Below are 22,108 nucleotides of genomic sequence, written 5' to 3' on the forward strand. Positions count from 1 at the left end.
GGGTTCCCGCTCCGTTCGGATCCGGCTTCGCGGGCGATCGCAGGTCCGCTCCGGCGGGGGTGACGGCCGGGGCGGGCGCCCTGCCCCGCGGGCGGGCGCGGTCAGGGTGGCGAGGGCCGCCGGGGCGCGGGCCGTTTGGGTGAAACCTGGTCGAGATTTTGCGGCTCCGGGCGGAGCGGACCTTCGGTGACGGCGGGGCGCGAGGGTGCGATCGCTCACGTCCGGCGGGCGGTCAGGTCGTGGCGGGGGCGGGGAGGAGGGCTCCCCGGTGGGTGATGACCTCGGCGGCCAGGGCGGTCGCGGATTCGGCGGCCCGGCGGCGGGGGGCGCCGGTGAGGCGGGCGGCCAGGTAGGCGCCGTTGTAGGAGTCCCCGGCGGCCGTCGTGTCGACGACGTTCGCGACGTGGCGGGCGGGCACCGGCTCGGTGGTGCGGGCGTCGGCGATGAGGCTGCCCCGGGGGCCGAGCTTGACGGCGATCTCGGTGATGCCGGACGCGCGGAGGCGGCGGACGGTGTCCTCGGGGGTGCGGTCGCCGAACAGGGCGCGTTCGTCCTCGAAGGTGGGGAGGGCGATGTCGGTGCGGGCCAGGACGTCCGACACGGCGAGGGCGGCGAGGTTCGGCGACGGCCAGCCCGCGGGGCGGTAGTTGCCGTCGAAGGCGACGCGGCCGCCGCGGCGGCGGGTCTCGTCGAGGACGCCGAGGAGGCGGGCGCGGGCGGACGTGGTGAGGATCGACAGGGTGATGCCCGACAGGTAGACGAGGTCGTGGCCGGCGAGGGCGTCGTCGAGTTCGTCGGGGTGCCCGGGGCCGAAGAGCGAACGGGCGGCGGACTGTGATCGGTAGTAGTGGAAGGTCCGCTCGCCGTGGTCGTCGGTGCGGATGAGGTAGAGGCCCGGCTGGCCGCCCGGGATCACGCGGGTGTGGGCGGAGCCGACGTTGTGGGCGGCCCAGGCGGCGCGCATCTGGGCGCTGTAGGGGTCGTCGCCGACGGCCGTGACGAACTGGACGTCGACGGGTGCGGAGCGGGCGAGGTACACGGCCACGTTGTAGGCGTCGCCAGCGTAGCCGATCGCCAGCCGGTCGGGCGCGAGGTGGCTCAGTTCGATCATGCACTCGCCGATCAGCGCGACGCGGATGTTCTGCATGGCGGCTCCCGTCTGTGATGGGGCGACGATACATCTAGACAACAAGTGATCTGATGACTAACACTTCATGTGCCGTGCTTCACACGCCATGGAGGGCCCGATGGATCCGATGCAGCGCTACGAGACGGACGGCTACGCGATCTTCCGTAACGTGCTGGACGCCGACCTGATCGCCGAGGCGGACGAGCACGTCCGCTGGCTGCAGGCGCGGCATCCCGGGCGGGGCGGCGAGGACCTGTCGACCGAGCTCGTGGCCGAGGACCCCTTCTGGGTGCGGCTCGTGTCGGACGACCGGTTGCTGGACGTCGCGGAGCGGTTCGTCGGTCCCGACATCGCCCTGTTCGCGTCGGCGTACATCGCGAAGCCGCCCTACACGGGCAAGGCCGTGCTCTGGCACCAGGACGGCTCGTTCTGGCCGCTCGAGCCGATGCGGGTGGTGACGCTGTGGCTGGCCGTCGACCGTTCGACGCCGGAGAACGGCTGCCTGCGGGTCATCCCGGGCAGTCACCGCGGCGGGCTGCACGAGGTGCGGGAGCGCGAGGACGCCGAGGCCGTGTTCGGGGTCGAGAGCGCGCGGGAGGTGGACGAGAGCGAGGCCGTGGACCTGGTGCTGGAACCGGGGGACGTCGAAGTCCACCACCCGAACATCATGCACGGGAGCAACGCCAACAATTCGCCGTACCGGCGGTGCGGGCTGACGATCCGGTACATCCCGACGTCCACGAAGATCACGGCGGAGCCGTCGCCGTTCCCGTCCGCGCTGCATCTGCGGGGCGAGCGCGGAGTGAACGAGTACCGGCCGCGGCCCCGCTACGTGGCGGGCGAGCACTTCGCGTTCCGGGGCGCCGAGAGCTGGGCGTGATGCGGAACTGGGGCGCCCGCCTGCGGGAGATCACCCTGGCGGGCCTGCGCGCCTTCGTGCTGGAGAACGAGCTGGTGCGGGTGACCCTGCTGGCCGGCAAGGGCGGCGATGTCGTCGAGTTCCTCTACAAGCCGCGCGACATGGACTTCGTGTGGTGGTCGCCCGACGGGCTGCGCGATCCGCGGGACGTCGCGGGCGGCGCGGGCGACGACGTCGCGGCGTTCCTCGACCACTACGAGGGCGGCTGGCAGGAGGTCCTGCCGAACGGCGGCGCACCGAGCGTCTACCGGGGCGCGCGGCTCGCCCAGCACGGCGAGGTCGCCGGGCTGCCGTGGGACGCGGAGATCGTCGCCGATGACGAACGTGAAGTCGCCGTTCGGTTCAGCGTGCGCGCGCGCCGGATGCCTCTGCGGGTCGTCAAGACGTTCCGGCTGGTCGCGGGGGACACCGAGCTGGTCGTCGAGGAGGAACTGGCGAACGGCTCCGACGTCGAGCTGGACGTCATGTGGGGCCACCACATCGTGTTCGGTGCGCCCTTCCTCAAGCCCGGCCACCGGATCCGCGTGCCGGACGGAGCGCGGGTCGTCCCGCACGACGCCCCGATCGCGCCGGGCGGGCGCCGGGTGCGCGCGGGCGGCCCCTACCGGTGGCCGCACGTGCCCGCGGACGGCGGCGGGACGGTCGACCTGAGCGTCGTCCCCGCGAGGGGCGAACCGAGTGAGATCGTCTACCTCACCGATCTCGACGAGTACGCGGTGGTCGATCCCGCGGACGGGCTGGGGCTGAACGTGCGGTGGGACGCGTCCGTGCTGCCGCACCTGTGGCTGTGGCAGGAACTCGGGGCGACCGCCGGCCACCCGTGGTGGGGCCGCGCGTACGTGGTCGGGCTCGAGCCGTTCGCCGGTTACCCGACCGACGGGCTGGCGGCGGCGGTGGAGAACGGGACGGCGCTGAAGCTGGGCCCGCGGGCGGTGCGGCGGATGTGGCTGCGCGCGCGCGTCATCGAGGGGAGCACGGGGTGAGCGAGTTCGAGGGCAAGGTCGCGCTGGTCACCGGCGGGTCGCTGGGGATCGGACGGGCCGTGGTGGAGCGTCTCGCCGATGCGGGGGCGGCCGTGGTGTTCTGCGGGGTCGACGGGGTGCGCGCCGCCGAGGAGGAGCTGCGCGCGGCGGGACGCACCGTCACCGGCGTGGTCGCCGACGTGCGGGACGCGGACGCGGCCGCCGCGCTGGTGCGGACGGCCGTGACCGAGCACGGCGGTCTCGACACCGTGGTGACCTGCGCGGGGGTGCAGCGCTACGGGACGGTCGAGGACACGTCGGAGGAGACGTGGGACGAGGTCCTGGACGTGAACGTCAAGGGCGTCTTCCTCTCGTGCCGGGCGGCGGTCCCCGAGCTGCGGCGCCGCGGCGGCGGGACGATCGTCACGGTGTCGTCGGTGCAGGCGTTCGTGTCCCAGGCGGGCGTCGCCGCCTACAGCGCCAGCAAGGCCGCGATCAACGCGCTGACGCGGGCGATGGCCCTCGACCACGCGGCCGACGGGATCCGAGCGAACACGGTGTGCCCGGGGTCGGTCGACACCCCCATGCTGCGCTGGGCCGCGGACCTGTTCCGCGGCGGCGCGGACCAGGACTCGCAGGTCGCCGAGTGGGGCCGCGCGCACCCGCTCGGGCGCGTCGCCCGTCCGGAGGAGGTCGCCGAGGTGGTGGCGTTCCTGGCCGGCCCGCGCTCGTCGTTCGTCACCGGCGCCGAACACCGCGTCGACGGCGGCCTCCTCGCCCGCAACCCGGCGGCCCTGCCGGAGAACTGAGCCCCGCTGTATCCGTCCGAACCCCCCAACGGAGGTACCGCATGTCCAGATCCGCTCTCGCACTCGCCGTCGCGGCCGGGCTGGTGGTCGTGCCCGCGGCCCCGGCGGCCGCCCAGGCCGGCCCGGTCTGCTCGGGACGTCCCGCGCCGACGTTCGGCACCGCGACGCAGAACCTCGCGATGAACTGGAAGTTCACCGACTACGGCAACAGCAACGCACGGCTCGACGACTGGACGGGCGGCGACACGACGTACTCGCTGAAGCTGTCCGACGGCCGCATCGTCTTCGCCTACTCCGACACGTTCCTCGGCAAGGTCAACGAGGACGGGTCCCGCCCGCCCGTGGTCGAGGAGGGCGGGACGACACCGTTCATCAACAACTCGTTCGTCGTGCAGGGCACGAACGGGGCGCTGCGGACCGTCATCGGCGGGACCTCCGCGGACCCGGAGGCGCCCATGCCGCCGCCGCAGCCCGCCCACTGGTACTGGGCGGGCGACCTCACCCAGCACGGATCCGAGGTCCAGCAGCTCTACCGCGAGTACTACGACCCGGACCCCGGCAACGGGACGTCCTGGGACCTGAAGTGGAAGCGCAACGTCCTCGCGCGCTTCTCCACCGCGGACCTGTCCGACCCGAAGAGCGTCCAGGCGATGCCGTCGGCGATCGGCGTCCAGTGGGGCTCGGCTCTGCTGGAGGACGGCGGGTACACCTACATCTACGGCACCGAGGACTACATCGACCCCGACACGCAGAAGAACACCAAGTACCTGCACGTCGCCCGGGTGCGCGGCGACGATCTGCGCGGCACGTGGAGCTACCGGACGGCGGGCGGCTGGTCGTCCCGCGAGACCGACTCCGTCCGCCAGATGAGCGGCATCTCCAACGAGTTCAGCGTCACCCGGCGCGGCGCCCACTACATCCTCGTCAACCAGGACACCGAGTACGCGTTCGGCGCCGAGATCGACATCTCGCTGTCGTGCTCCGCCGAAGGCCCCTTCACCGCCGAGCGGGCCGTCTACACGACGCCGGAGACGGGCTCCTGGCCCGACGTCTACACCTACAACGCGCACCAGCACGCGTCGCTGTCGTCCGACGGCAACCTGGTGATCTCCTACAACGTCAACACGCTGGACGACGCGAAGGACGACGGCGTCAACGACAACTACCGGTACGTCAGCATCTACCGCCCCCGCTACATCGACCTGCCGGTGAGCGGCTGACCTGACCTTCCCCCCAGCGCTCCCCCGGGCTTCCTCCCTGCCCGGGGGAGCGCCCTTGACGACCTTTCGGAGGTGCCCATGTCCATGCCGCCGGGGCTCGACCGCCAGCTCGCCGACGCGCTGGAGGGCGCGCCCTACGTGGGGCTGGAGCATCCCGTGACGGCGCGCGCCGCGATGCGCGCCCTCGTGGCGGCGCTCGAGGAGCCCGCGGGGGACTTCCGGGTCGAGGTCACCGACCGGACGATCCCGGGCGCGCCGCCCGTGCCCGTCCGGATCTACCGGCCGGTGCGGGCCGCGGGCCCGACGCCCGTCCTCGTGTACTTCCACGGGGGCGGGTTCGTCACCGGCGGCCTGGAGAACGAGCACGGCCGCTGCCTCGCGTTCGCGGGGGAGGAGGGGATCGCGGTGGTGTCGGTCGGCTACCGGCTGGCGCCCGAGCACCCGTTCCCGGCGGGCCTGGACGACTGCCACGCGGCGACGACGTGGGCGCAGGCGCACGCGTCCGGCTTCGGCGGCGACCCCGCGCGGGTCGCGGTGGGCGGCGGCAGCGCCGGCGGCGCGCTCGCGGCGGCGGACGCGCTGCGGGCGCGGGACGAGGGCGGCCCGCCGCTCGCGTTCCAGATGCTGCTGTACCCGGTCCTGGACGACCGCATGGACACCCCGTCGATGCGCGCGTTCACCGACCCGCCGCTGTTCAACCGGACGGACGCGGCGCACATGTGGCGGCACTACCTGGGCGGACGGCCCGCCACCCCGTACGCGGCGCCCGCGCGGGCCGGCGATCTGGCGGGGCTGCCGCCGGCGTACGTCCTGGCCGCCGAGTTCGACCCGCTGCGCGACGAGGCCCTGGAGTACGCGCGGCGGCTGATCGAGGCGCGGGTGCCGACCGAGCTGCGGCACGTGCCCGGGGTGTGCCACGGGTTCGACGGGGTGCTCTCGGCGGACGCCGCCCGGCGGGCGTTCGCCGAGCAGCGGGACGTCCTGCGGCGGAACCTATGGACAGCTCCGTAAACTAAGTGATTAGATGACTTGACCTTCTGGGAACGAGGTGGCGATGGCACAGGATGTGGCCCGGCCGAGCCTGGCGGACGCTCTGACCGAGCGGATGCTGGAGCTGATCAGGGCGGACGGCCTGCGCCCGGGCGACCGGCTGCCCTCGGCGCGGGAGCTGTCGCAGCGGTTCGCGGTGACCACGCCGACGCTGCGGGAGGCGCTGCGCCGGCTCGAGGCGACCGGGGCGATCCAGCTCCGGCACGGCTCGGGCATCTACGTCGGCGCCGACCTGGAACGCGTCGTCATCGCGAACCCGAACGCCCGGACGCTCGACGGCGAGCGGGTGCTGCACCTGCTGGACGCCCGGCTGCTGATCGAGCCGCCGCTGGCCGCGCAGGCCGCGCGGCGGTGCGCCCCCGACGACCTCGGGCGGCTCCGCGCCGTCCTGGACGAGGCGGGCCGGAACCTCACCGCCGACGCGCAGGAGGCCGAGGCGCGGCTGCACGAGGCGAACATGGCGTTCCACCGCGCCACCGCCGGGGCCGCCGGGAACTCCGTCCTGTGCGAGGTCATCGACTCGCTGCTGAAGGTGCACGCCTCCGAGCAGCGCGAGATACAGCGGATCTTCGACGACCGCACCCGCGACTACGAGGAGCACCGGGCGATCCTCGGCGCGATCGAGCGGGGCGCGGACGGCGAGGCGGAGCACCTCATGCGCGCCCACCTCGCCGACGTCAAGCACGTGATCGAACAGCGGCTCGGCTGAGCCGCCCGCACATCCCGGACGTTCCGAACGTCCCGCACATCCCGCACATCCACGGAAACAGCCGTCCGGCCGGACAGGGCCGCACGGCCCGTTCACCGACCCCTCCCACCACTCCCACCCCCGAACCTCCCGATCCCCACCCCGATCGGGCGCCCCCCGATGAAGGAGGCTCACCATGTCGTCAACGAAGCGACTGCGGGTGACCGCGCTCGCCACGGGCGCGCTGCTGCTCGCCGCCGGCTGCGGCTCCGGCGGCGGGTCCGGCGATCCGAACCACCTCAAGCTGTACAACGACAAGGGCGCGTGGAAGCCGTACTTCGAGCAGATGGCGAAGCTCGGCGAGCAGCGCACCGGCATCGGCATGGAGCCGGTCGGCTACACCGACGAACCCGCCTACACGGCGTTCATCAAGTCGTCGTTCCGCACCAACGTCAAGCCCGACCTGTTCACCTGGACGACGGGGGAGCGGCTCCGCGAGATCGTCGAACTGGACCAGGTCGCGGAGACCACCGGCATCTGGTCGCAGGGCATCGAGGCCGGTGACCTCACCGAGCAGCTCCGCCAGTACTACACCATCGACGGCAAGCAGTACTGCGTCCCCCTGAACACCGCCTACTGGGGGATGTTCTACAACAAGAAGGTCTTCGAGGAGCACGACCTCGAGCCGCCCGAGACCTGGGACGAGCTGATGGACGCCGCCGCGAAGCTCAAGGCCGCCGGGCAGGTCCCGTTCCACCAGACGACGCCGACGTCGCTGTTCTCGTTCGTCTGGTTCGAGCAGCTCCTCGCGGGCACCGACCCCGAGCTGTACGACCGGCTGTCGAAGGGGCGGGCGTCCTACACCGACCCGGGCGTCGTCAAGGTGATGGAGCAGTGGAAGGGGCTCATCGACAAGGGCTACCTCACCGAACCCGGCGACAAGGCCGACCCCGCCGACCACTTCAAGTCCGGCGACGCCGCCATGGTCATGAGCGGCACCTGGTTCAACACCAGCATGACCCAGCGCGGACTCGACCTCGGGAAGGACTACGGCTTCTTCCTCGTCCCCAACGTGAACCCCGACCTGCCGAAACGGTCCCTGATCTTCGAGAGCGGGCCGCTGTGCTCGCTGAAGAAGGCGCCGTCGCCGGAGTCCAGCGAGAAGTACCTGAAGTGGTGGACGAGCGCCGAGGCCCAGGAGAAGTGGGCGAACGCGCGCGGCGACGTGTCGGCCAACCCCAAGGTGAAGATCGCCGACCCGGAACTGGGCGAGGTCGCCGAGAAGGCGACGAGCGACGAGAACCGGCTCGTCCTGCGGTACTTCGAGGCCACGCCGTCACCCGTCCTGACGGAAGCGCTCAGCGCGTTCGACAAGTTCCTCAACGAGCCCGGCTCGTACATGGAGGTGCTGCGGACGATCCAGAAGGCCAACGACCGGTACTGGAAGCAGCAGAAGGCCGGAAGCTGAGCACCCCATGACCACCCACAACGCCACCGCCGACCGCCCGGTGAAAGCGGGCGCGCGCGGGACCGGGCCGTCCGGCGGGCGCCGGCGGCCCGGCGGGAGCGGCCGGGCCGGGGCGGGATTCGCCCTGCACGGCCGGTTCCCGCACCTGTACGCGTCCCCCGCCGTCCTGTTCGTCGCGGTGCTGCTCTACCTGCCGTTCCTGTGGACGGTCTACCTGAGCTTCACCGCGTACGACGGGCTCGCCTCCCCCGAGTTCACCGGTGTCGACAACTACCGGCGGCTGTTCGAGGACGACGCCCTGCTCGTCTCCATCCGCAACACGCTGCTGTGGGTCGCCGGGACGGTCGTGCTGCCCGTCGGGCTCGGGCTGCTCGTCGCCGTGCTGTCGTACGACATCAAGGGAGGCGCGTGGTTCCGGCTGCCGTTCCTGCTCCCGTACGCGATGTCCGGTGCGGGCCTCGGCGTCATCTGGGGCTTCATCCTCCAGCCGGACGGCATGGCGAACCAGATCCTCACGTTCCTCGGGATGCCCGGCGGCGACACCGCGTTCCTGCAGGACGGCCCGCTCAACACGGTCGCGATGATCGTCGTGTGGACGTGGCAGCAGCTCGGCGTCAACATGCTGCTGTTCGTCGTCGGCCTGCAGTCCATCCCGCGGGGCCCGATCGAGGCCGCCCGCATCGACGGCGCGTCCGGCTGGAGCATGTTCCGGCACGTCATCTGGCCGCTGATGCGCCCGATCACCACGGTCGTGTTCGGCCTCGCGCTCGTCGCGAGCCTGAAGACCTTCGACATCGTCTGGGTGATGACGCAGGGCGGCCCCGGACGCTCGTCCGAGACGCTCGCCGTGACGATGTACCGCGAGGTGTTCGTCGCCGGGTCGTACGGCTACGGGTCGGCGATCGCGGTGGTGCTCACGACCGTCACCGGTCTCGCCTCCTACGTCTACCTCCGCCACCAGGCCGGCAAGGAGAACTCATGAACGCCCGCCTGCTCACCGGAACGGTCCGGCGCGTGATCCTGGTCGTGCTCGGGCTGGTGTGGCTGTTCCCCACCTACCTCGTGGTGGCGAACTCCGTCCGTCCGGCCGAGGACTACGACGCGTCCGACGCGGTGTCGCCGCCCACCTCGATCGGGCTGTTCGACAACGTCGCCGAGGCGTGGGAGCGCACCGACGTCGGGAGCACGCTGCTGAGCACCCTGCTGTACAGCATCGTGTCGCCCGCGATCGCGGTGCTGCTCGGCGCGCTCGCCGGATACGCGATCGTCGTGCTGCGGCTCCGGCACGGCTTCCTGTGGTTCGTGGTGATCTTCGCGGGGACCGTCGTGCCGTTCCAGATGCTGCTGATCCCGCTGTTCGTCGGGTACAGCCGCGTGTCGCTGTACGACAGCCAGCTCGGCCTGGTCATCGTCTACACGGCGATCAGCGTGCCGCTGGCCGCGCTGGTCATGCGCAACTTCTTCGGCGGCGTCGCCGTCTCGATCTTCGAGGCGGCGCGGCTGGACGGCGCGTCCACCTTCCGCATCTTCTGGCGCATCTACCTGCCGCTGTCGTCCGCGGCCCTGGCCGCCGTGTTCATCCTCGAGTTCACCTACGTCTGGAACGACCTGCTGTTCGGGCTGACGCTGTCGCAGTCGGAGACCGTCCGCCCGGTCTGGGCGGAACTGTCCGCGCTCACCACCGACGTGTACGCCGGGACGCCCGTGCCGATCGCGCTCGCCGCCGGCCTCGTCGTCTCCCTCCCCACCGTCGTGCTGTTCCTCGCCACGCAACGGCTGTTCACCCGCGGGCTCACGCTCGCCCAGTTCTGACCCCCCGTACTCGGCTCCCCGAAGGAAAACGCTGAACGATGACGAGTCGCCTGCTCCAGGCGAGCCTCGGCTCGCCCGACTATGACGGGATCCGCGACGCGCTGCGCCGCGACACGTCCGCCGAAGTCCTCGCCGTCCGCGGGCTGTCGGTCCGCGCCGCCGTCCTGCCGCTGTTCCAGCGGGACCCGGCCGGCGGCCTCCGGCAGGCCGTCCGGCTGACCCTGCACGCGGCCGGTGCGGACGGCCGCACCGGCGGCGGGCTCGAGGTCGCCCTCGTCGACGACGGCGCCGTCCTGGCGTCCGCCCCCGCCGACGGTCCCGCGGTCACCCTCCTCGTCCCCGAGGTCGACGCCCCCCGCCGCGTCACCCTCGAACTGCGGGACGGCGGCGGCCTCGTCGGCGCCGCGCCCCTCGACATCACGCCGCAGCGCAAGTGGACCGTGTTCGTCGTCCACCACTCGCACCTCGACATCGGCTACACCGACACGCAGGGCACCGTCCTGCGGCACCATCTCGACTACCTCGACGCGGCGCTGCGCCTCGCCCGGGAGACCGACGGGCGCCCCGACGACGCCCGGTTCCGCTGGTCGGTCGAGTCGTCGCTGCCCGCGCTGCGCTGGCTCGCCACCCGGCCGGACGACCAGGTCGCCGAGTTCGTCGAGCGGGTGCGGGCCGGGAACATCGAGATCACCGCGTTCCCGATGCAGCTCCACCTGGAGGCGTGCTCCACCGAGGAGCTGTACCGGCAGCTCCGCTTCGTCGAGGACCTGCGCCGCGAGCACGGCATCGAGGTCCGCTCGGCGATGCACACCGACGTCCCCGGCGCCGTCGTCGGCACCGTCGACGCGCTCAACGCGGCGGGCGTCCGGTACCTGGCCGCCGCGCACAACTGGGCCGGACGCTCGGTTCCCTACGTGACCGGCGGAGACAAGCTCGGGCGCCCGTTCCGCTGGCGCTCCCCGGGCGGCGGCGAACTGCTCGTGTGGTTCACCGACACCCCGCACGGCATGGCGTACATGGAGGGCAACACGGTCGGGCTCGTCGACGGCTACGACCTCGCCGAGGACCTGCTGCCCCGCTACCTGGCGGCCCTCGCCGACCGCCCCTACCCCTACGGGCCCGGCACGTTCGGCTGGTACGCCGCGCCCGGCCAGGTCGGCGCCGCCAAGGACCCCGACGTCCTGGACGCCGTCCACCTGCGGGTCCAGGGCGCGCACGCCGACAACGCGGGCCCGTCCATCGTCCCCGCCGACATCGCGCACCGCTGGAACGAGATTTGGGCGTACCCGCGGCTGCGGTCCGCCGTCAACGCCGACTTCTTCTCCCACGTCGAGGAGCACCACGCCGACCGGCTCCAGGTGCACGAGGGCGACTGGACCGACTGGTGGGCCGACGGGCTCGGCTCCGGCGCCCGCCCCCTCGGATACGTGCGCCGCGCCCAGAACGTCCTGCGGGCCGCCGAGACCCTGCACGCGTTCGCGGACGAGCGCAGCGGCGACCGCACCGGCGCCACGGCGGCGATCGACGCCGCCTACGACGGGGCCGCGCTGTTCGACGAGCACACGTGGGGCGCCGCGAACCCGTGGGAGGACGCCGAGGAGGGCGGCGACTCCGGCGCCCTCCAGTGGACCCGCAAGTCGCAGGTCGGCTACCAGGCCCACGACGACGCGCTCGACCTCCTGCAGTCCGCCGCCCGCCGCATCGGCGCCACCTTCGGGCCCGGACCGGACGCGCTCGCCTCGTTCGTCGTCGTCAACCCCGGCACCGCCGCCCGCACCGACGTCGCCCGCGCGTTCCTGCCCCGCGACGTCGTCCCCGTGGACGTCCCGATCGCCCTCGTCGACGCCCGCACCGGCGAACCCGTCCCGCACCGCGAGGAGGAGGTCGATCCGGACGAGTGGCCGACCCGGCCGATCGGCCGGCACCTCGACGCGATCGTCCGCGACCTCCCCGGCCACGGGCACGTCCGCCTCGACGTCGTCCGCGCGTCCGAGCCGGCGCCGGAACCCGCCGACCTCGGCACCGCCGACGCGACGATCGAGAACGCGCACTACCGCGTCGTGTTCGACGTCCGCGAGGGCCACATCGCCTCGGTGTTCGACAAGTCCGCGGGCCGCGAACTCGTGAACGCCGGCTCCGTCGCGGGCTTCGGCCAGTACGTCTACGACCGGTACGCGACCGCCCCGCACTTCAACCACATGTCCGGGCACATGCTCGTGCACGACACGACGATGCTGGGCGACCGCGCGATCGCGACCCACGCGACCGTCGTCCGCCGCGAGCGCACCCCCGCCGGCGAGCGCCTCGTCGTCGACGCCCTCGGCAAGGGCGTCGACCGGCTCCGCACGACCGTCGACCTGTGGACGGACGTCCCGCGCGTCGACGTCCGGTTCCGGCTCGGCAAGCAGCCCACCGCCGCGAAGGAGGCGGTGTTCTTCGCGTTCCCGTTCGCCGTCGAGGGCCCGCCCGCCGCGTGGGAGCTGACCGGCGGCGTCGGCGGGACGCACGTCCCGAACGTCCCGGGGTCGGCCGAGCACATGCGGCCCATCCGGCACTGGGTCGCGTTCGAGGACCCCGGCCTCACCGTCGCGTGGGCGACGCTCGAGGCGCCGCTCGTCCAGTTCGGCTCCATCCACATGCCGTACGCGCCGTTCCCGCCGACCCTCGACCGCGAGGACGGCACCGTCTACTCGTGGGCCCTCAACAACATCTGGGACACGAACTTCCCGTCCCAGCAGCAGGGCGAGACGACCTTCCGGTACGCGTTCGCCTCGGCCGCCGGGACGTCGGGCCGCCGCCTCGGCGCCCGCACCGCCGCCGGGCTCACCGACCCGTTCGTCGCGACCCTCGCCACCGGGACGGCTCCGGCCGAGGCGGGCGAGTTCCTGCGCGTCGACGACCCCGACGTGCTCGTCACGTCCGTCGGCCGCGCCCGCGACGGCGAGGGCCTGGCGGTCCGCCTCCAGTCCCTCGCGGCAGGCCCGGTGGAGACGCGCCTGCACGTTCCCGGCTTCACCCGGGCGCGCGTATCGGCGGGGCTGGAGCGGGACCCGGCGGACCTGCCCGTCCGGGACGGCACGACGACGGTCCGGCTGCCCGCGTGCGGCGTCGCCACCGTCACGGTTCGGCGTTGAGGAGCGGGGAGAAATGAAGATCACGGACATCCGGGCCACCACCGTCACCGTGCCCCTTGAGGCGCCCCTGCTGCACAGCAACGGCGCCCACTGGGGCCGGTTCGTCCGCACCATCGTCGAGGTGGAGACCGACAACGGCCTGGTCGGGCTCGGCGAGATGGGCGGCGGCGGGGAGAGCGCCGAACTCGCGTTCCGGGCGCTCGCCCCGCACCTGCTCGGGCACGACCCGTTCGAACTCGAAGCGCTCCGCTTCAAGATCGCCAATCCGACCGCCGGGCTCTACAACAACCGCACCCAGCTCCTCGCCGCGATCGAGTTCGCCTGCCTCGACCTCGTCGGCAAGCACCTCGGCGTCCCCGTGCACGACCTTCTCGGCGGCCGCATCCGCGACGCCGTCCAGTTCGCCTCGTACCTCTTCTTCCGGTACCCGGCCGGGGACGTGCCCGAGGTGCGCACGCCCGACCAGCTCGTGGAGCACGCCCGCGCGCTCAAGCACGAGCACGGCTTCACGGTCCACAAGCTCAAGGGCGGCGTCTTCCCGCCCGCCCACGAGCTGGAGTGTTACCGGTCGCTCGCCGAGGCCCTGCCGGGCGACCGCTTCCGGTACGACCCCAACTCCGTCCTCAGCCTCGACGAGGGCCTCCGCTTCGGCCGCGCCATCGAGGACCTCCCCAACGACTACCTCGAGGACCCGGTCCTCGGCCTCGAAGGACTCCGCCTCGTCCGCGAGCGCGTCCGCATCCCCCTCGCCACCAACACCGTCGTGGTCGACTTCGCGCAGCTCGCCGCGAACGTGCTGCGCCGCGCCGCCGACGTCGTCCTCCTCGACACCACCTTCTGGGGCGGCATCCGCGCCTGCGTGAAGGCCGCCGCCGTCTGCGAGACCTTCCAGCTCGGCGTCGCCGTCCACTCGTCCGGTGAACTCGGCGTCCAGCTCGCCACGATGCTGCACCTCGGCGCCGTCCTGCCCAACCTCACCTACGCCGCCGACGCCCACTACCACCACCTCGCCGACGACGTGATCAAGGGCGGCCCGTTCCGCTACGAGGACGGCCGCATCCGCGTCCCGTCCGGCCCCGGACTCGGCGTCGAACTCGACCGCGACAAGCTCGCCGAGTACGCCGAGCTCTACCGGGAGCTCGGCGGCTACCCCTACGACCGCGATCCCGGCCGCCCCGGCTGGTACCCGATCGTCCCGAACGACCGCTGGGCGGACCCGTCCCGTCCCCTCGCCCCCATCGCCTGACCTGCGGGCGGGTAGCCTGACCGCCGTGATCCGACCTGCGACGACCGACGACGTCCCCGACATCCTGCGGCTGGTCCGCGACCTCGCCGAGTACGAGCGCGCCCTCCACGAGGTGAAGGCCACCGAGGAGCAACTGCGCGAACGGCTCTTCGGCGACGAGCCCAAGGTGTTCGCGAACGTCGCCGAGCACGACGGGCGGGTCGTCGGGTTCGCGCTGTGGTTCCTCACCTTCTCCACGTGGAACGGCACGCACGGCATCTACCTCGAGGACCTGTACGTCGAACCGGACGTCCGCGGCCGCGGCTACGGCAGGCTCCTGCTCACGGAGCTGGCCCGCATCGCCGACGAGCGCGGCTACGAGCGCGTCGAGTGGTCCGTCCTCAACTGGAACGAACCGGCCATCGGCTTCTACGAGGCCCTCGGCGCGCGCCCTCAGGACGAGTGGACCGTCTACCGCCTGACCGGCGAGGCCCTTGCTCATTGCGCCGCCCTCGGCGTCAGGCCCTAGAGGGCCTTCCTTCAACGGGCGCCGCGTGCGATTGCTGCATCGCTCCGACTCGCCCAGGGGCTCGCTGCGCGATCAGGTTCTCGCTCCGCTCGAAACCTGGCTTCGCCGCAATCGCAGTGGTGCCCGTTCGTTCTGGCTGGGGCGGGCGCCGCTTGATCCCCGGTACGGCGCAGGCCCGGCCCCCCGTCGGGGGCCGGGCCGTGCCGGAGGAGCGGGGGCTCAGCCCTGCTTGGTCTCCCAGAAGATCTTGTCGATCTCCGCGATGTGGGACAGCAGCTCCTCGGCCACCTTGACGTCCATGGTGGCCTTGGTGCCGCCGCCACCGCCGGCCAGCTTCGTGGCCTTGTTGAACAGCTCGTGGAGCTGCGGGTACTTCTCGAAGTGCGGCGGCTTGAAGTAGTCCGTCCACAGCACCCAGAGGTGCTCCTTGACCAGCTCGGAGCGCTGCTCCTTGATCAGGATCGCCCGAGTGCGGAACTCCGGGTCCTCGTTGGCGGCGTACTTCTCGCAGATCGCCTTGACCGACTCGGCCTCGATCCGGGCCTGCGCCGGGTCGTAGACGCCACACGGCAGGTCGCAGTGCGCGGAGACCGTCGTCTGCGGGCGCAGAAACTTGAACACCTGCGATTCCCTTCCCTCGTTGCGGATCATGCTCAGGTCACCGACATTACCGTTGTGCTCCCGGCCGTGTGCGGCCAGGGACTCGGTATTTCGGCCTAAGACCCGGGCCGGTGGGCGGCCCGGAACCCTTCCTGGACGGGGATGTGACCGCTCGCCGTCCGGATATGCGCGTGGGCGGCGGAAGGTGAGGAGGAGCATGCGGATCTGGGGGCCCCTGCTGCTGGGCGGGGCGGCGCTGGCGGCCGGCTGGGCGCGGCGGCGGCTGCGGACGGCCGCGGTCGAGGGCGAGTCGATGCTGCCGGGGCTGCGGCCGGGGGACTGGCTCGTCGTCCGGACCGGCGCGCCCGCGGCGGGGGACGTCGTGGTGGCGCGGCACCCCGGGCGGCCGGACCTGCTGATCGTCAAGCGGGCGGTGCGGAGGGGGCCGGACGGCTGGTGGCTGGAGAGCGACAACCAGCGGGCGCCCGGACGGCGCGACAGCTGGGACTTCGGCGCCGTCCCGGACGGGCTCGTCCTCGGGCGGGCCGTCGCGCGCTACTGGCCCCCGTCGCGGTGGGGGACGGTCACGCGGGGCGGGCCCGACCGCGGCGCGGCGGACGCGCGGGCGCGCGCGGCGCAGCGGACCGAGCAGTAGCGGCGGTCGGCGCCGGGGGAGCGGACGTAGAAGGCGCGTCCGCACGGGCGGGACCGGCACAGGCCGAGGCGGGCGACGCCGTGCGCGTCGATCTCGGCGGCGAGGCCCATCGCGGCGCGGGCGGCGTACCGGTCGGGGACCGAGCCGTGCTCGTTGCAGTGCAGGTGCCAGGTCCCGTCGTCGTGCCGGACGATCTGGGGATGGATCGGCTGGCGGATCAGCAGCGTGTTGAGCCGTCGCACCGCGTCGTCGGTGCCGCCGTCCGCGGCGGCCTCGAAGATCGCGCGGAGCAGGCCGCGCAGTTCGCGCATCGCGTCGAGGTCGCGGCGCGCGACGCGTCCGGTGAAGTGCGGCCGGTCCGCCAGCAGGGCCCGCAGGGCATCGAGGTCGTGCAGCTCGTCGATGTGCGGGCGCCGCGTGTTCACGAGATCGACCGCCAGGTCCGCGTACGAGGCGAGATCCACAGTCGCTCCTGACGGCGTCGTCCGAATGCGGGGCGAGTGGCGAAGAACATTCCCTCGTGGCGGAAATTACACCTTTCGTGCGGGAGATGCGGCGGCCCGTGCTCCGCGGGAGCACGGGCCGTCCGGGAAGACTCAGACGCGGTTGACGCCCTCCTTGCGGGCCTGGGCGGCGACGGCGGCGGTGACCGCGGGCGCGACCCGGTCGTCGAACGGGCCGGGGATGACGTAGTCGGCGGTGAGGTCGTCGCCGACGATGTCGGCCAGCGCGTTCGCGGCGGCCAGCTTCATGCCCTCGGTGATGGAGTGGGCGCGGACGTCCAGGGCGCCGCGGAAGATGCCCGGGAACGCCAGCACGTTGTTGATCTGGTTCGGGAAGTCGCTGCGGCCGGTGGCGACGACCTTGGCGTGCCGGCGCGCGACGTCGGGGTGCACCTCGGGGGTCGGGTTGGACAGCGCGAACACGATGGCGTTGTCGGACATCGTGGCGACGCACGACTCGTGGACGGTGCTGCCGGACAGGCCGATGAACACGTCGGCGCCGTTGAGCGCCTCCTCGGTCGAGCCCTTGAGCCCGGTCCGGTTGGTGATCGCGGCGATCCGCTCCTTGATCGGGTTGAGCCCGTCGCGGCCCTCGTAGATGAGGCCCTTGCTGTCGGACAGGGCGATGTCGCCGATGCCGGCCTCGATGAGGATCTGCGAGACGGCGATGCCGGACGCGCCCGCGCCGGCCACGACGGCGCGCAGTTCCGAGAGGGGCTTGCCGACGAAGCGGGCCGCGTTGGTGAGCGCGGCGAGCGCGACGATCGCGGTGCCGTGCTGGTCGTCGTGGAAGACGGGGATGTCGAGGGCGTCGCGGAGCCGCTCCTCGATCTCGAAGCAGCGGGGAGCGCTGATGTCCTCGAGGTTGATGCCGCCGAAGCTCGGCGCCATCCGGATCACCGTGTCGACGATCTCGTCGACGCCCGTGCAGCTCAGCGCGATCGGCACCGAGTCGACGTCGGCGAACTCCTTGAACAGCAGCGACTTGCCCTCCATGACGGGCATGGAGGCGGCCGGGCCGATGTCGCCGAGGCCGAGGACGGCGGTGCCGTCGGTGACGACGGCGACGACCTTGGACGTCCACGTGTACTCGTACGCCAGCTCGGGACGGTCGGCGATGGCGGTGCAGACGCGCGCGACGCCGGGCGTGTAGGCGAGCGAGAGGTCTTCCTTGTTGCGCACCGGGATGGTCGAGCGCATTTCGAGCTTTCCGCCCCGGTGCAGCGGAAATGCCGGATCGTCGTCCAGTGTGCGCGGTTCGGTGGGAATGGGCTGAGCAGCCACAGCGACCCCTGTCTGTGAAAGTTGATCTGCTTTCGAGCGATGCCGCCGCGGTGGTGTGGTCTGGTGGCCGTCACCATGGTGGTCATCTCGCGACGTACGGGGGTCACCCGTTGTCCGATTGTGCCACACGGCCCGCCGCAGGTCCGGGGGCCGGGGCGGTGGCGACCGTCACGTGGGGAGAGCGAATCGTCGCCGTACGGTTACACCACGTGGCGATCATGGGCACGACCGAGACGGGACCGGAGCTGCCTCGTTGTCCGATTGTGTCGCACCCTTAACCGGGACCATGCCCGTTATACGCCAAAATGTGCTCCTGACCTCCGGATCCTCGCGGATCCGCAGACTTCTACTGGAGGGGGAACCCGTGATCACCGGTTCTCTGCGCCGTCGCGCCGTCGCGGCAGGCGCACTCGTCCTGACGGGGGCCCTCGCCCTCTCCGCGTGCGGCTCCGAGGACGACGGCGGCGGCGGTTCGGAGGCCGCGTCCGATGTGGCCGCCGACTCCAAGCTCGCCGGCATGGTCCCCGAGGGGATCAAGAGCGACGGCAAGATCATGATCGGCTCGGACGCGTCGTACCCGCCCAACGAGTCGGTGGACCCGGCCTCGCAGGAGATCGTCGGCTGGGACGTCGAGCTGTTCAAGGCCGTCGCCGCCAAGCTCGGCCTGAAGACCGAGTTCCAGAACGCGGGCTTCGACACGATCATCCCGGGCGTGCAGTCCGGCAAGTACGAGATCGGCGTCTCCTCCTTCACCGACACGAAGGAGCGCGAGCAGGCCGTCGACTTCGTCACGTACTACTCGGCGGGCACCGCGTGGGCCGCGCTGAAGGGCAACCCCAAGCAGGTCGACCCGGACGACGCGTGCGGCAAGAGCGTCGGCGTCCAGCAGGGCACGGTCCAGGTCGAGGACCTGGAGGCCCGCAGCAAGGAGTGCACCGACGCGGGCAAGCCGGCCATCAAGAGCGTCGTCCGCAAGCAGCAGACCGAGGTCAACAACGACCTGGTGGCGGGCAAGGTCGACGCGATGGCCGCCGACTCGCCGATCGTCGGCTACGCCGTCAAGCAGACCGGCGACAAGCTCGAGATCATCGGCGAGGCGTACGACACGGCCCCCTACGGCTACGCCCTCAACAAGCAGAGCGGCCAGTTCAAGGAGGCCGTGCAGGGCGCGCTGAAGGCCCTGATGGCCGACGGCACCTACAAGAAGATCCTGGAGGAGTACGGGGTCGAGAGCGGCGCGATCACCGAACCGGCGATCAACGCGGCGCAGAGCTGATCGCATGACGATCGGCGACGACGTGGAGAAGGGACGGCCCGACCCGATCAAGGCCGTCCCGGTCCGGCACCCCGGCCGCTGGGTCGGCGCGGCCGTCGTGCTGGTGCTGGTCGCGATGTTCGTCCACTTCCTGCTGACCAGCAAGGCCCTGGAGTGGTCGGAGCAGTGGGAGTACCTGTTCTCCGAACCGGTGCTGGAGGGCGTCCGCAACACGGTCTGGCTGACGCTCGCCGCGATGGTCGGCGGGACGGCGATCGGCATCGTGCTCGCCCTGATGCGGCTGTCGTCCAACCCGCTGCTCAGCGGCGCGGCCTGGGTCTACCTGTGGTTCTTCCGCGGCACCCCGCTCTACACCCAGTTGCTGATCTGGGGAGCGATCGGGACGCTGTTCCCCACGGTGGGGATCGGCGTCCCGTTCGGCCCCGAGTTCAAGACCTGGGAGACGCAGGCGCTGATCAACGCCGCCAGCGCCGCGGCGCTCGGGCTGATCCTCAACGAGGCCGGCTACATGGCCGAGATCGTCCGCGCCGGGATCCTGTCGGTGGACGAGGGGCAGCAGGAGGCCGCGAGCGCGCTCGGCATGTCGCGGGCGCAGACGATGCGCCGGATCGTGCTGCCGCAGGCGATGCGGGTGATCGTGCCGCCGACCGGCAACGAGTCGATCTCGATGCTGAAGAACACGTCGCTCGTCGCCGCCGTCCCGTACGCGGAACTGACGTTCACCGCGCAGACGATCTACGCGACCACGTACAAGATCATCCCGATGCTGGTGATGGCCTGCCTGTGGTACCTGCTGATCTCCTCGGTCATGATGATCGGCCAGCACTACCTGGAGCGGCACTACAGCAAGGGCACCAGCAAGGGCGAGACGGCCCGGACCGGGCTGCGGCTGCGCGGCGGCGGTGGCGGCCAGTGACCGGCGGGACGAGCGAGGTGAGGAATCCGTGAGCGACGCCCTCGGTAAGGGCCCCGCGTCCGGCGGCCCGATGGTGCGCGCCGAGCAGGTGCACAAGTCGTTCGGCCGCACGGAGGTCCTCAAGGGGATCGACCTGGAGGTCAAGCCGGGCGAGGTGATGTGCGTCATCGGCCCGTCCGGGTCCGGCAAGTCCACCTTCCTGCGCTGCATCAACCACCTCGAGAAGATCAACGCGGGCCGCCTGTACGTGAACGGGCACCTGGTCGGGTACCGGGAGAAGGGCGGCAAGCTGTACGAGCTGCGCGACAAGGAGGTCGCCGCGCAGCGCCGCGAGATCGGCATGGTCTTCCAGCGGTTCAACCTGTTCCCGCACATGACGGCGCTCGAGAACGTCATGGAGGCGCCTCTCCGGGTGAAGCGGCAGCCGAAGGGGGAGGTCCGCGAGCGGGCCACCGCGCTGCTGAACCGGGTCGGGCTCGGCGACAAGGCGAACAGCTACCCGGCGCAGCTGTCCGGCGGGCAGCAGCAGCGGGTGGCGATCGCGCGGGCGCTGGCCATGGAGCCCGCGCTGATGCTGTTCGACGAGCCCACGTCGGCGCTCGACCCCGAACTCGTCGGCGAGGTCCTCGAGGTGATGAAGCAGCTCGCCCTGGACGGCATGACGATGATCGTCGTCACGCACGAGATGGGGTTCGCCCGCGAGGTCGGCGACTCGCTCGTCTTCATGGACGAGGGCGTCGTCGTCGAGAAGGGCTCGCCCCGCGAGGTGCTGGCGAACCCGCGGCACCCGCGCACCCAGGACTTCCTGTCCAAGGTCCTCTGACGGCAGGTCCTCTGACGGCAGGTGCTCTGACGGCGGGGTGCTGCGGCGGAGGCCCCCGGACGGCCCGTCCCCGCGCGGGGGCGGGCCGTCCGGTGTTCCGGCCGGGCCGTTAGTGTGCGTTCATGTTCGCTGTCACCGCCACGAAGATCGACGCAGACGACCCGCTGTCCGGCCTGACGCTGGGGGAGCGCCCCGAACCCGAGGCGCCGGACGGCTGGACGACCGTCACCGTGAAGGCCGCCGCCCTCAACCACCACGACCTGTGGTCGCTCAGGGGCGTCGGGCTGCCCGCCGACCGGCTCCCGATGATCCTCGGCTGCGACGCGTCCGGCGTCGACGAGGACGGCAACGAGGTCATCGTCCACTCGGTGATCGGCGACCCGGACCGGGGCGGCGGCGACGAGACCCTCGACCCGAAGCGGTCCCTGCTCTCCGAGGCGCACCCCGGCACCTTCGCCGAGAAGGTCGCGGTGCCGCGCCGCAACCTCGTCCCCAAGCCCGCCGAGCTGTCGTTCGAGGAGGCCGCCTGCCTCCCCACCGCGTGGCTCACCGCGTACCGGATGCTGTTCGGCAAGGCCGGGCTCGAACCCGGCGGGAGCGTCCTGGTGCAGGGCGCGGGCGGCGGCGTCGCCTCGGCGGCGATCGCGCTGGCGTCCGCCGCCGGGTTCCGCGTCTACGCGACCAGCCGCAGCGAGGACAAGCGCCGCCGCGCGCTGGAGCTGGGCGCGGACGCGGCGCTGGAGACCGGCGCGCGGCTGCCCGAGCGGGTCGACGCGGTGATCGAGACGGTCGGGCAGGCCACCTGGTCGCACTCGCTGAAGTCGCTGCGGCCCGGCGGCCGCGTGGTGGTGTCCGGCGCGACGAGCGGGCAGGTGCCCCCGGCCGAGCTGAACCGGGTGTTCTTCCTGCAGCTCCAGGTGATCGGCTCCACGATGGGCACCCGCGGGCAGCTCGAACGGCTCGCGCGGTTCCTCGTCAAGACGGGCGTCCGCCCGGCCGTCGACCGGGTGATCCCGCTTCGCGACGCCCGCGACGGGTTCGCCGCGATGGCCGCGGGCGACCTCTTCGGCAAGATCGTCTTCACGCCCTGACGGGCCCGCGGGAGG

General features: G+C 72.1%; 21 protein-coding genes. 17 read left to right on the forward strand and 4 right to left on the reverse strand.

The window, feature by feature from the left end:
* Positions 1-232: 232 nt before the first annotated feature.
* The gene (locus tag ACFQ11_RS10500) at positions 233-1,147 is read right to left on the reverse strand and encodes a sugar kinase (RefSeq protein ID WP_378297818.1); all 915 of its coding nucleotides are present in this window, start codon (positions 1,145-1,147) and stop codon (positions 233-235) included.
* 100 nt (positions 1,148-1,247) lie between these two features.
* Here ACFQ11_RS10500 and ACFQ11_RS10505 point away from each other — a divergent pair, with 100 nt between their 5' ends.
* The 12 genes from ACFQ11_RS10505 to ACFQ11_RS10560 all read left to right on the forward strand — a co-directional run bounded on the left by ACFQ11_RS10505 (position 1,248) and on the right by ACFQ11_RS10560 (position 14,945).
* Positions 1,248-2,009, forward strand: a complete 762-nt coding sequence (locus ACFQ11_RS10505; RefSeq protein ID WP_378297819.1) for a phytanoyl-CoA dioxygenase family protein — start codon at positions 1,248-1,250, stop codon at positions 2,007-2,009.
* Positions 2,009-3,031, forward strand: a complete 1,023-nt coding sequence (locus tag ACFQ11_RS10510) for a DUF4432 family protein (RefSeq protein WP_378297820.1) — start codon at positions 2,009-2,011, stop codon at positions 3,029-3,031. The genes ACFQ11_RS10505 and ACFQ11_RS10510 overlap by 1 nt, the downstream gene beginning before the upstream one ends.
* On the forward strand, positions 3,028-3,819 hold the full coding sequence (locus ACFQ11_RS10515; RefSeq protein WP_378297821.1) for an SDR family NAD(P)-dependent oxidoreductase: 792 nt from the start codon (positions 3,028-3,030) through the stop codon (positions 3,817-3,819). Before ACFQ11_RS10510 ends, ACFQ11_RS10515 begins: the two co-directional genes overlap by 4 nt.
* A 41-nt stretch (positions 3,820-3,860) precedes the next feature.
* Positions 3,861-5,039, forward strand: coding sequence for a DUF4185 domain-containing protein (locus ACFQ11_RS10520; protein ID WP_378297822.1), 1,179 nt, complete (start codon positions 3,861-3,863; stop codon positions 5,037-5,039).
* Between the two features lie 78 nt (positions 5,040-5,117).
* Positions 5,118-6,050, forward strand: a complete 933-nt coding sequence (locus tag ACFQ11_RS10525) for an alpha/beta hydrolase (protein WP_378297823.1) — start codon at positions 5,118-5,120, stop codon at positions 6,048-6,050.
* A gap of 43 nt (positions 6,051-6,093) precedes the next feature.
* Positions 6,094-6,798: a FadR/GntR family transcriptional regulator gene (locus ACFQ11_RS10530; RefSeq protein WP_378297824.1), complete on the forward strand. Its 705-nt coding sequence runs from the start codon at positions 6,094-6,096 to the stop codon at positions 6,796-6,798.
* Between the two features lie 175 nt (positions 6,799-6,973).
* Positions 6,974-8,245, forward strand: a complete 1,272-nt coding sequence (locus ACFQ11_RS10535) for an ABC transporter substrate-binding protein (RefSeq protein WP_378297825.1) — start codon at positions 6,974-6,976, stop codon at positions 8,243-8,245.
* 7 nt (positions 8,246-8,252) lie between these two features.
* A complete protein-coding gene (locus ACFQ11_RS10540) occupies positions 8,253-9,227 on the forward strand; it encodes a carbohydrate ABC transporter permease (protein WP_378297826.1) in 975 nt (324 codons plus the stop codon).
* On the forward strand, positions 9,224-10,057 hold the full coding sequence (locus tag ACFQ11_RS10545; protein WP_378297827.1) for a carbohydrate ABC transporter permease: 834 nt from the start codon (positions 9,224-9,226) through the stop codon (positions 10,055-10,057). The genes ACFQ11_RS10540 and ACFQ11_RS10545 overlap by 4 nt, the downstream gene beginning before the upstream one ends.
* A gap of 38 nt (positions 10,058-10,095) precedes the next feature.
* Positions 10,096-13,191 carry a glycoside hydrolase family 38 N-terminal domain-containing protein gene (locus tag ACFQ11_RS10550; protein ID WP_378297828.1) on the forward strand — a complete coding sequence of 1,032 codons (3,096 nt, stop codon included), beginning with the start codon at positions 10,096-10,098 and terminating at the stop codon, positions 13,189-13,191.
* A 13-nt stretch (positions 13,192-13,204) separates the two neighbouring features.
* Positions 13,205-14,437, forward strand: coding sequence for an enolase C-terminal domain-like protein (locus ACFQ11_RS10555; protein WP_378297829.1), 1,233 nt, complete (start codon positions 13,205-13,207; stop codon positions 14,435-14,437).
* Positions 14,438-14,462: 25 nt separating this feature from the next.
* The gene (locus ACFQ11_RS10560) at positions 14,463-14,945 is read left to right on the forward strand and encodes a GNAT family N-acetyltransferase (RefSeq protein ID WP_378297830.1); all 483 of its coding nucleotides are present in this window, start codon (positions 14,463-14,465) and stop codon (positions 14,943-14,945) included.
* Positions 14,946-15,164: 219 nt separating this feature from the next.
* Here the strand turns inward: ACFQ11_RS10560 and sodN are convergent, their stop codons facing one another.
* Positions 15,165-15,566, reverse strand: coding sequence for a superoxide dismutase, Ni (sodN, locus tag ACFQ11_RS10565; RefSeq protein WP_378297831.1), 402 nt, complete (start codon positions 15,564-15,566; stop codon positions 15,165-15,167).
* Between the two features lie 196 nt (positions 15,567-15,762).
* Between sodN and ACFQ11_RS10570 the strand changes: the two genes are divergently transcribed.
* Positions 15,763-16,200, forward strand: a complete 438-nt coding sequence (locus ACFQ11_RS10570) for a S24 family peptidase (RefSeq protein ID WP_378297832.1) — start codon at positions 15,763-15,765, stop codon at positions 16,198-16,200.
* On the opposite strand, the gene ACFQ11_RS10575 is transcribed toward ACFQ11_RS10570, so the two are convergent.
* Together ACFQ11_RS10575 and ACFQ11_RS10580 are read right to left on the reverse strand one after the other, a co-directional pair.
* Positions 16,101-16,664: a CGNR zinc finger domain-containing protein gene (locus ACFQ11_RS10575; RefSeq protein WP_378297833.1), complete on the reverse strand. Its 564-nt coding sequence runs from the start codon at positions 16,662-16,664 to the stop codon at positions 16,101-16,103. The genes ACFQ11_RS10570 and ACFQ11_RS10575 overlap by 100 nt on opposite strands.
* Before the next feature lie 132 nt (positions 16,665-16,796).
* Positions 16,797-17,903: an NAD(P)-dependent malic enzyme gene (locus tag ACFQ11_RS10580; protein ID WP_378297834.1), complete on the reverse strand. Its 1,107-nt coding sequence runs from the start codon at positions 17,901-17,903 to the stop codon at positions 16,797-16,799.
* Positions 17,904-18,351: 448 nt separating this feature from the next.
* On the opposite strand from ACFQ11_RS10580, the gene ACFQ11_RS10585 reads away from it, so the two are divergent.
* The 4 genes from ACFQ11_RS10585 to ACFQ11_RS10600 all read left to right on the forward strand — a co-directional run bounded on the left by ACFQ11_RS10585 (position 18,352) and on the right by ACFQ11_RS10600 (position 22,093).
* Positions 18,352-19,263 carry an ABC transporter substrate-binding protein gene (locus ACFQ11_RS10585; protein ID WP_378297835.1) on the forward strand — a complete coding sequence of 304 codons (912 nt, stop codon included), beginning with the start codon at positions 18,352-18,354 and terminating at the stop codon, positions 19,261-19,263.
* A gap of 4 nt (positions 19,264-19,267) precedes the next feature.
* Positions 19,268-20,179, forward strand: coding sequence for an amino acid ABC transporter permease (locus tag ACFQ11_RS10590; RefSeq protein ID WP_378297836.1), 912 nt, complete (start codon positions 19,268-19,270; stop codon positions 20,177-20,179).
* Between the two features lie 70 nt (positions 20,180-20,249).
* Positions 20,250-21,002: an amino acid ABC transporter ATP-binding protein gene (locus ACFQ11_RS10595; RefSeq protein ID WP_378297874.1), complete on the forward strand. Its 753-nt coding sequence runs from the start codon at positions 20,250-20,252 to the stop codon at positions 21,000-21,002.
* 122 nt (positions 21,003-21,124) lie between these two features.
* Positions 21,125-22,093 (forward strand): zinc-binding dehydrogenase, encoded by a 969-nt coding sequence (locus tag ACFQ11_RS10600; protein WP_378297837.1) that lies wholly within the window; start codon positions 21,125-21,127, stop codon positions 22,091-22,093.
* Positions 22,094-22,108: the final 15 nt, after the last annotated feature.

It is taken from the genome of Actinomadura sediminis, from assembly GCF_042675525.1.
Lineage (GTDB): Bacteria > Actinomycetota > Actinomycetes > Streptosporangiales > Streptosporangiaceae > Spirillospora > Spirillospora sediminis.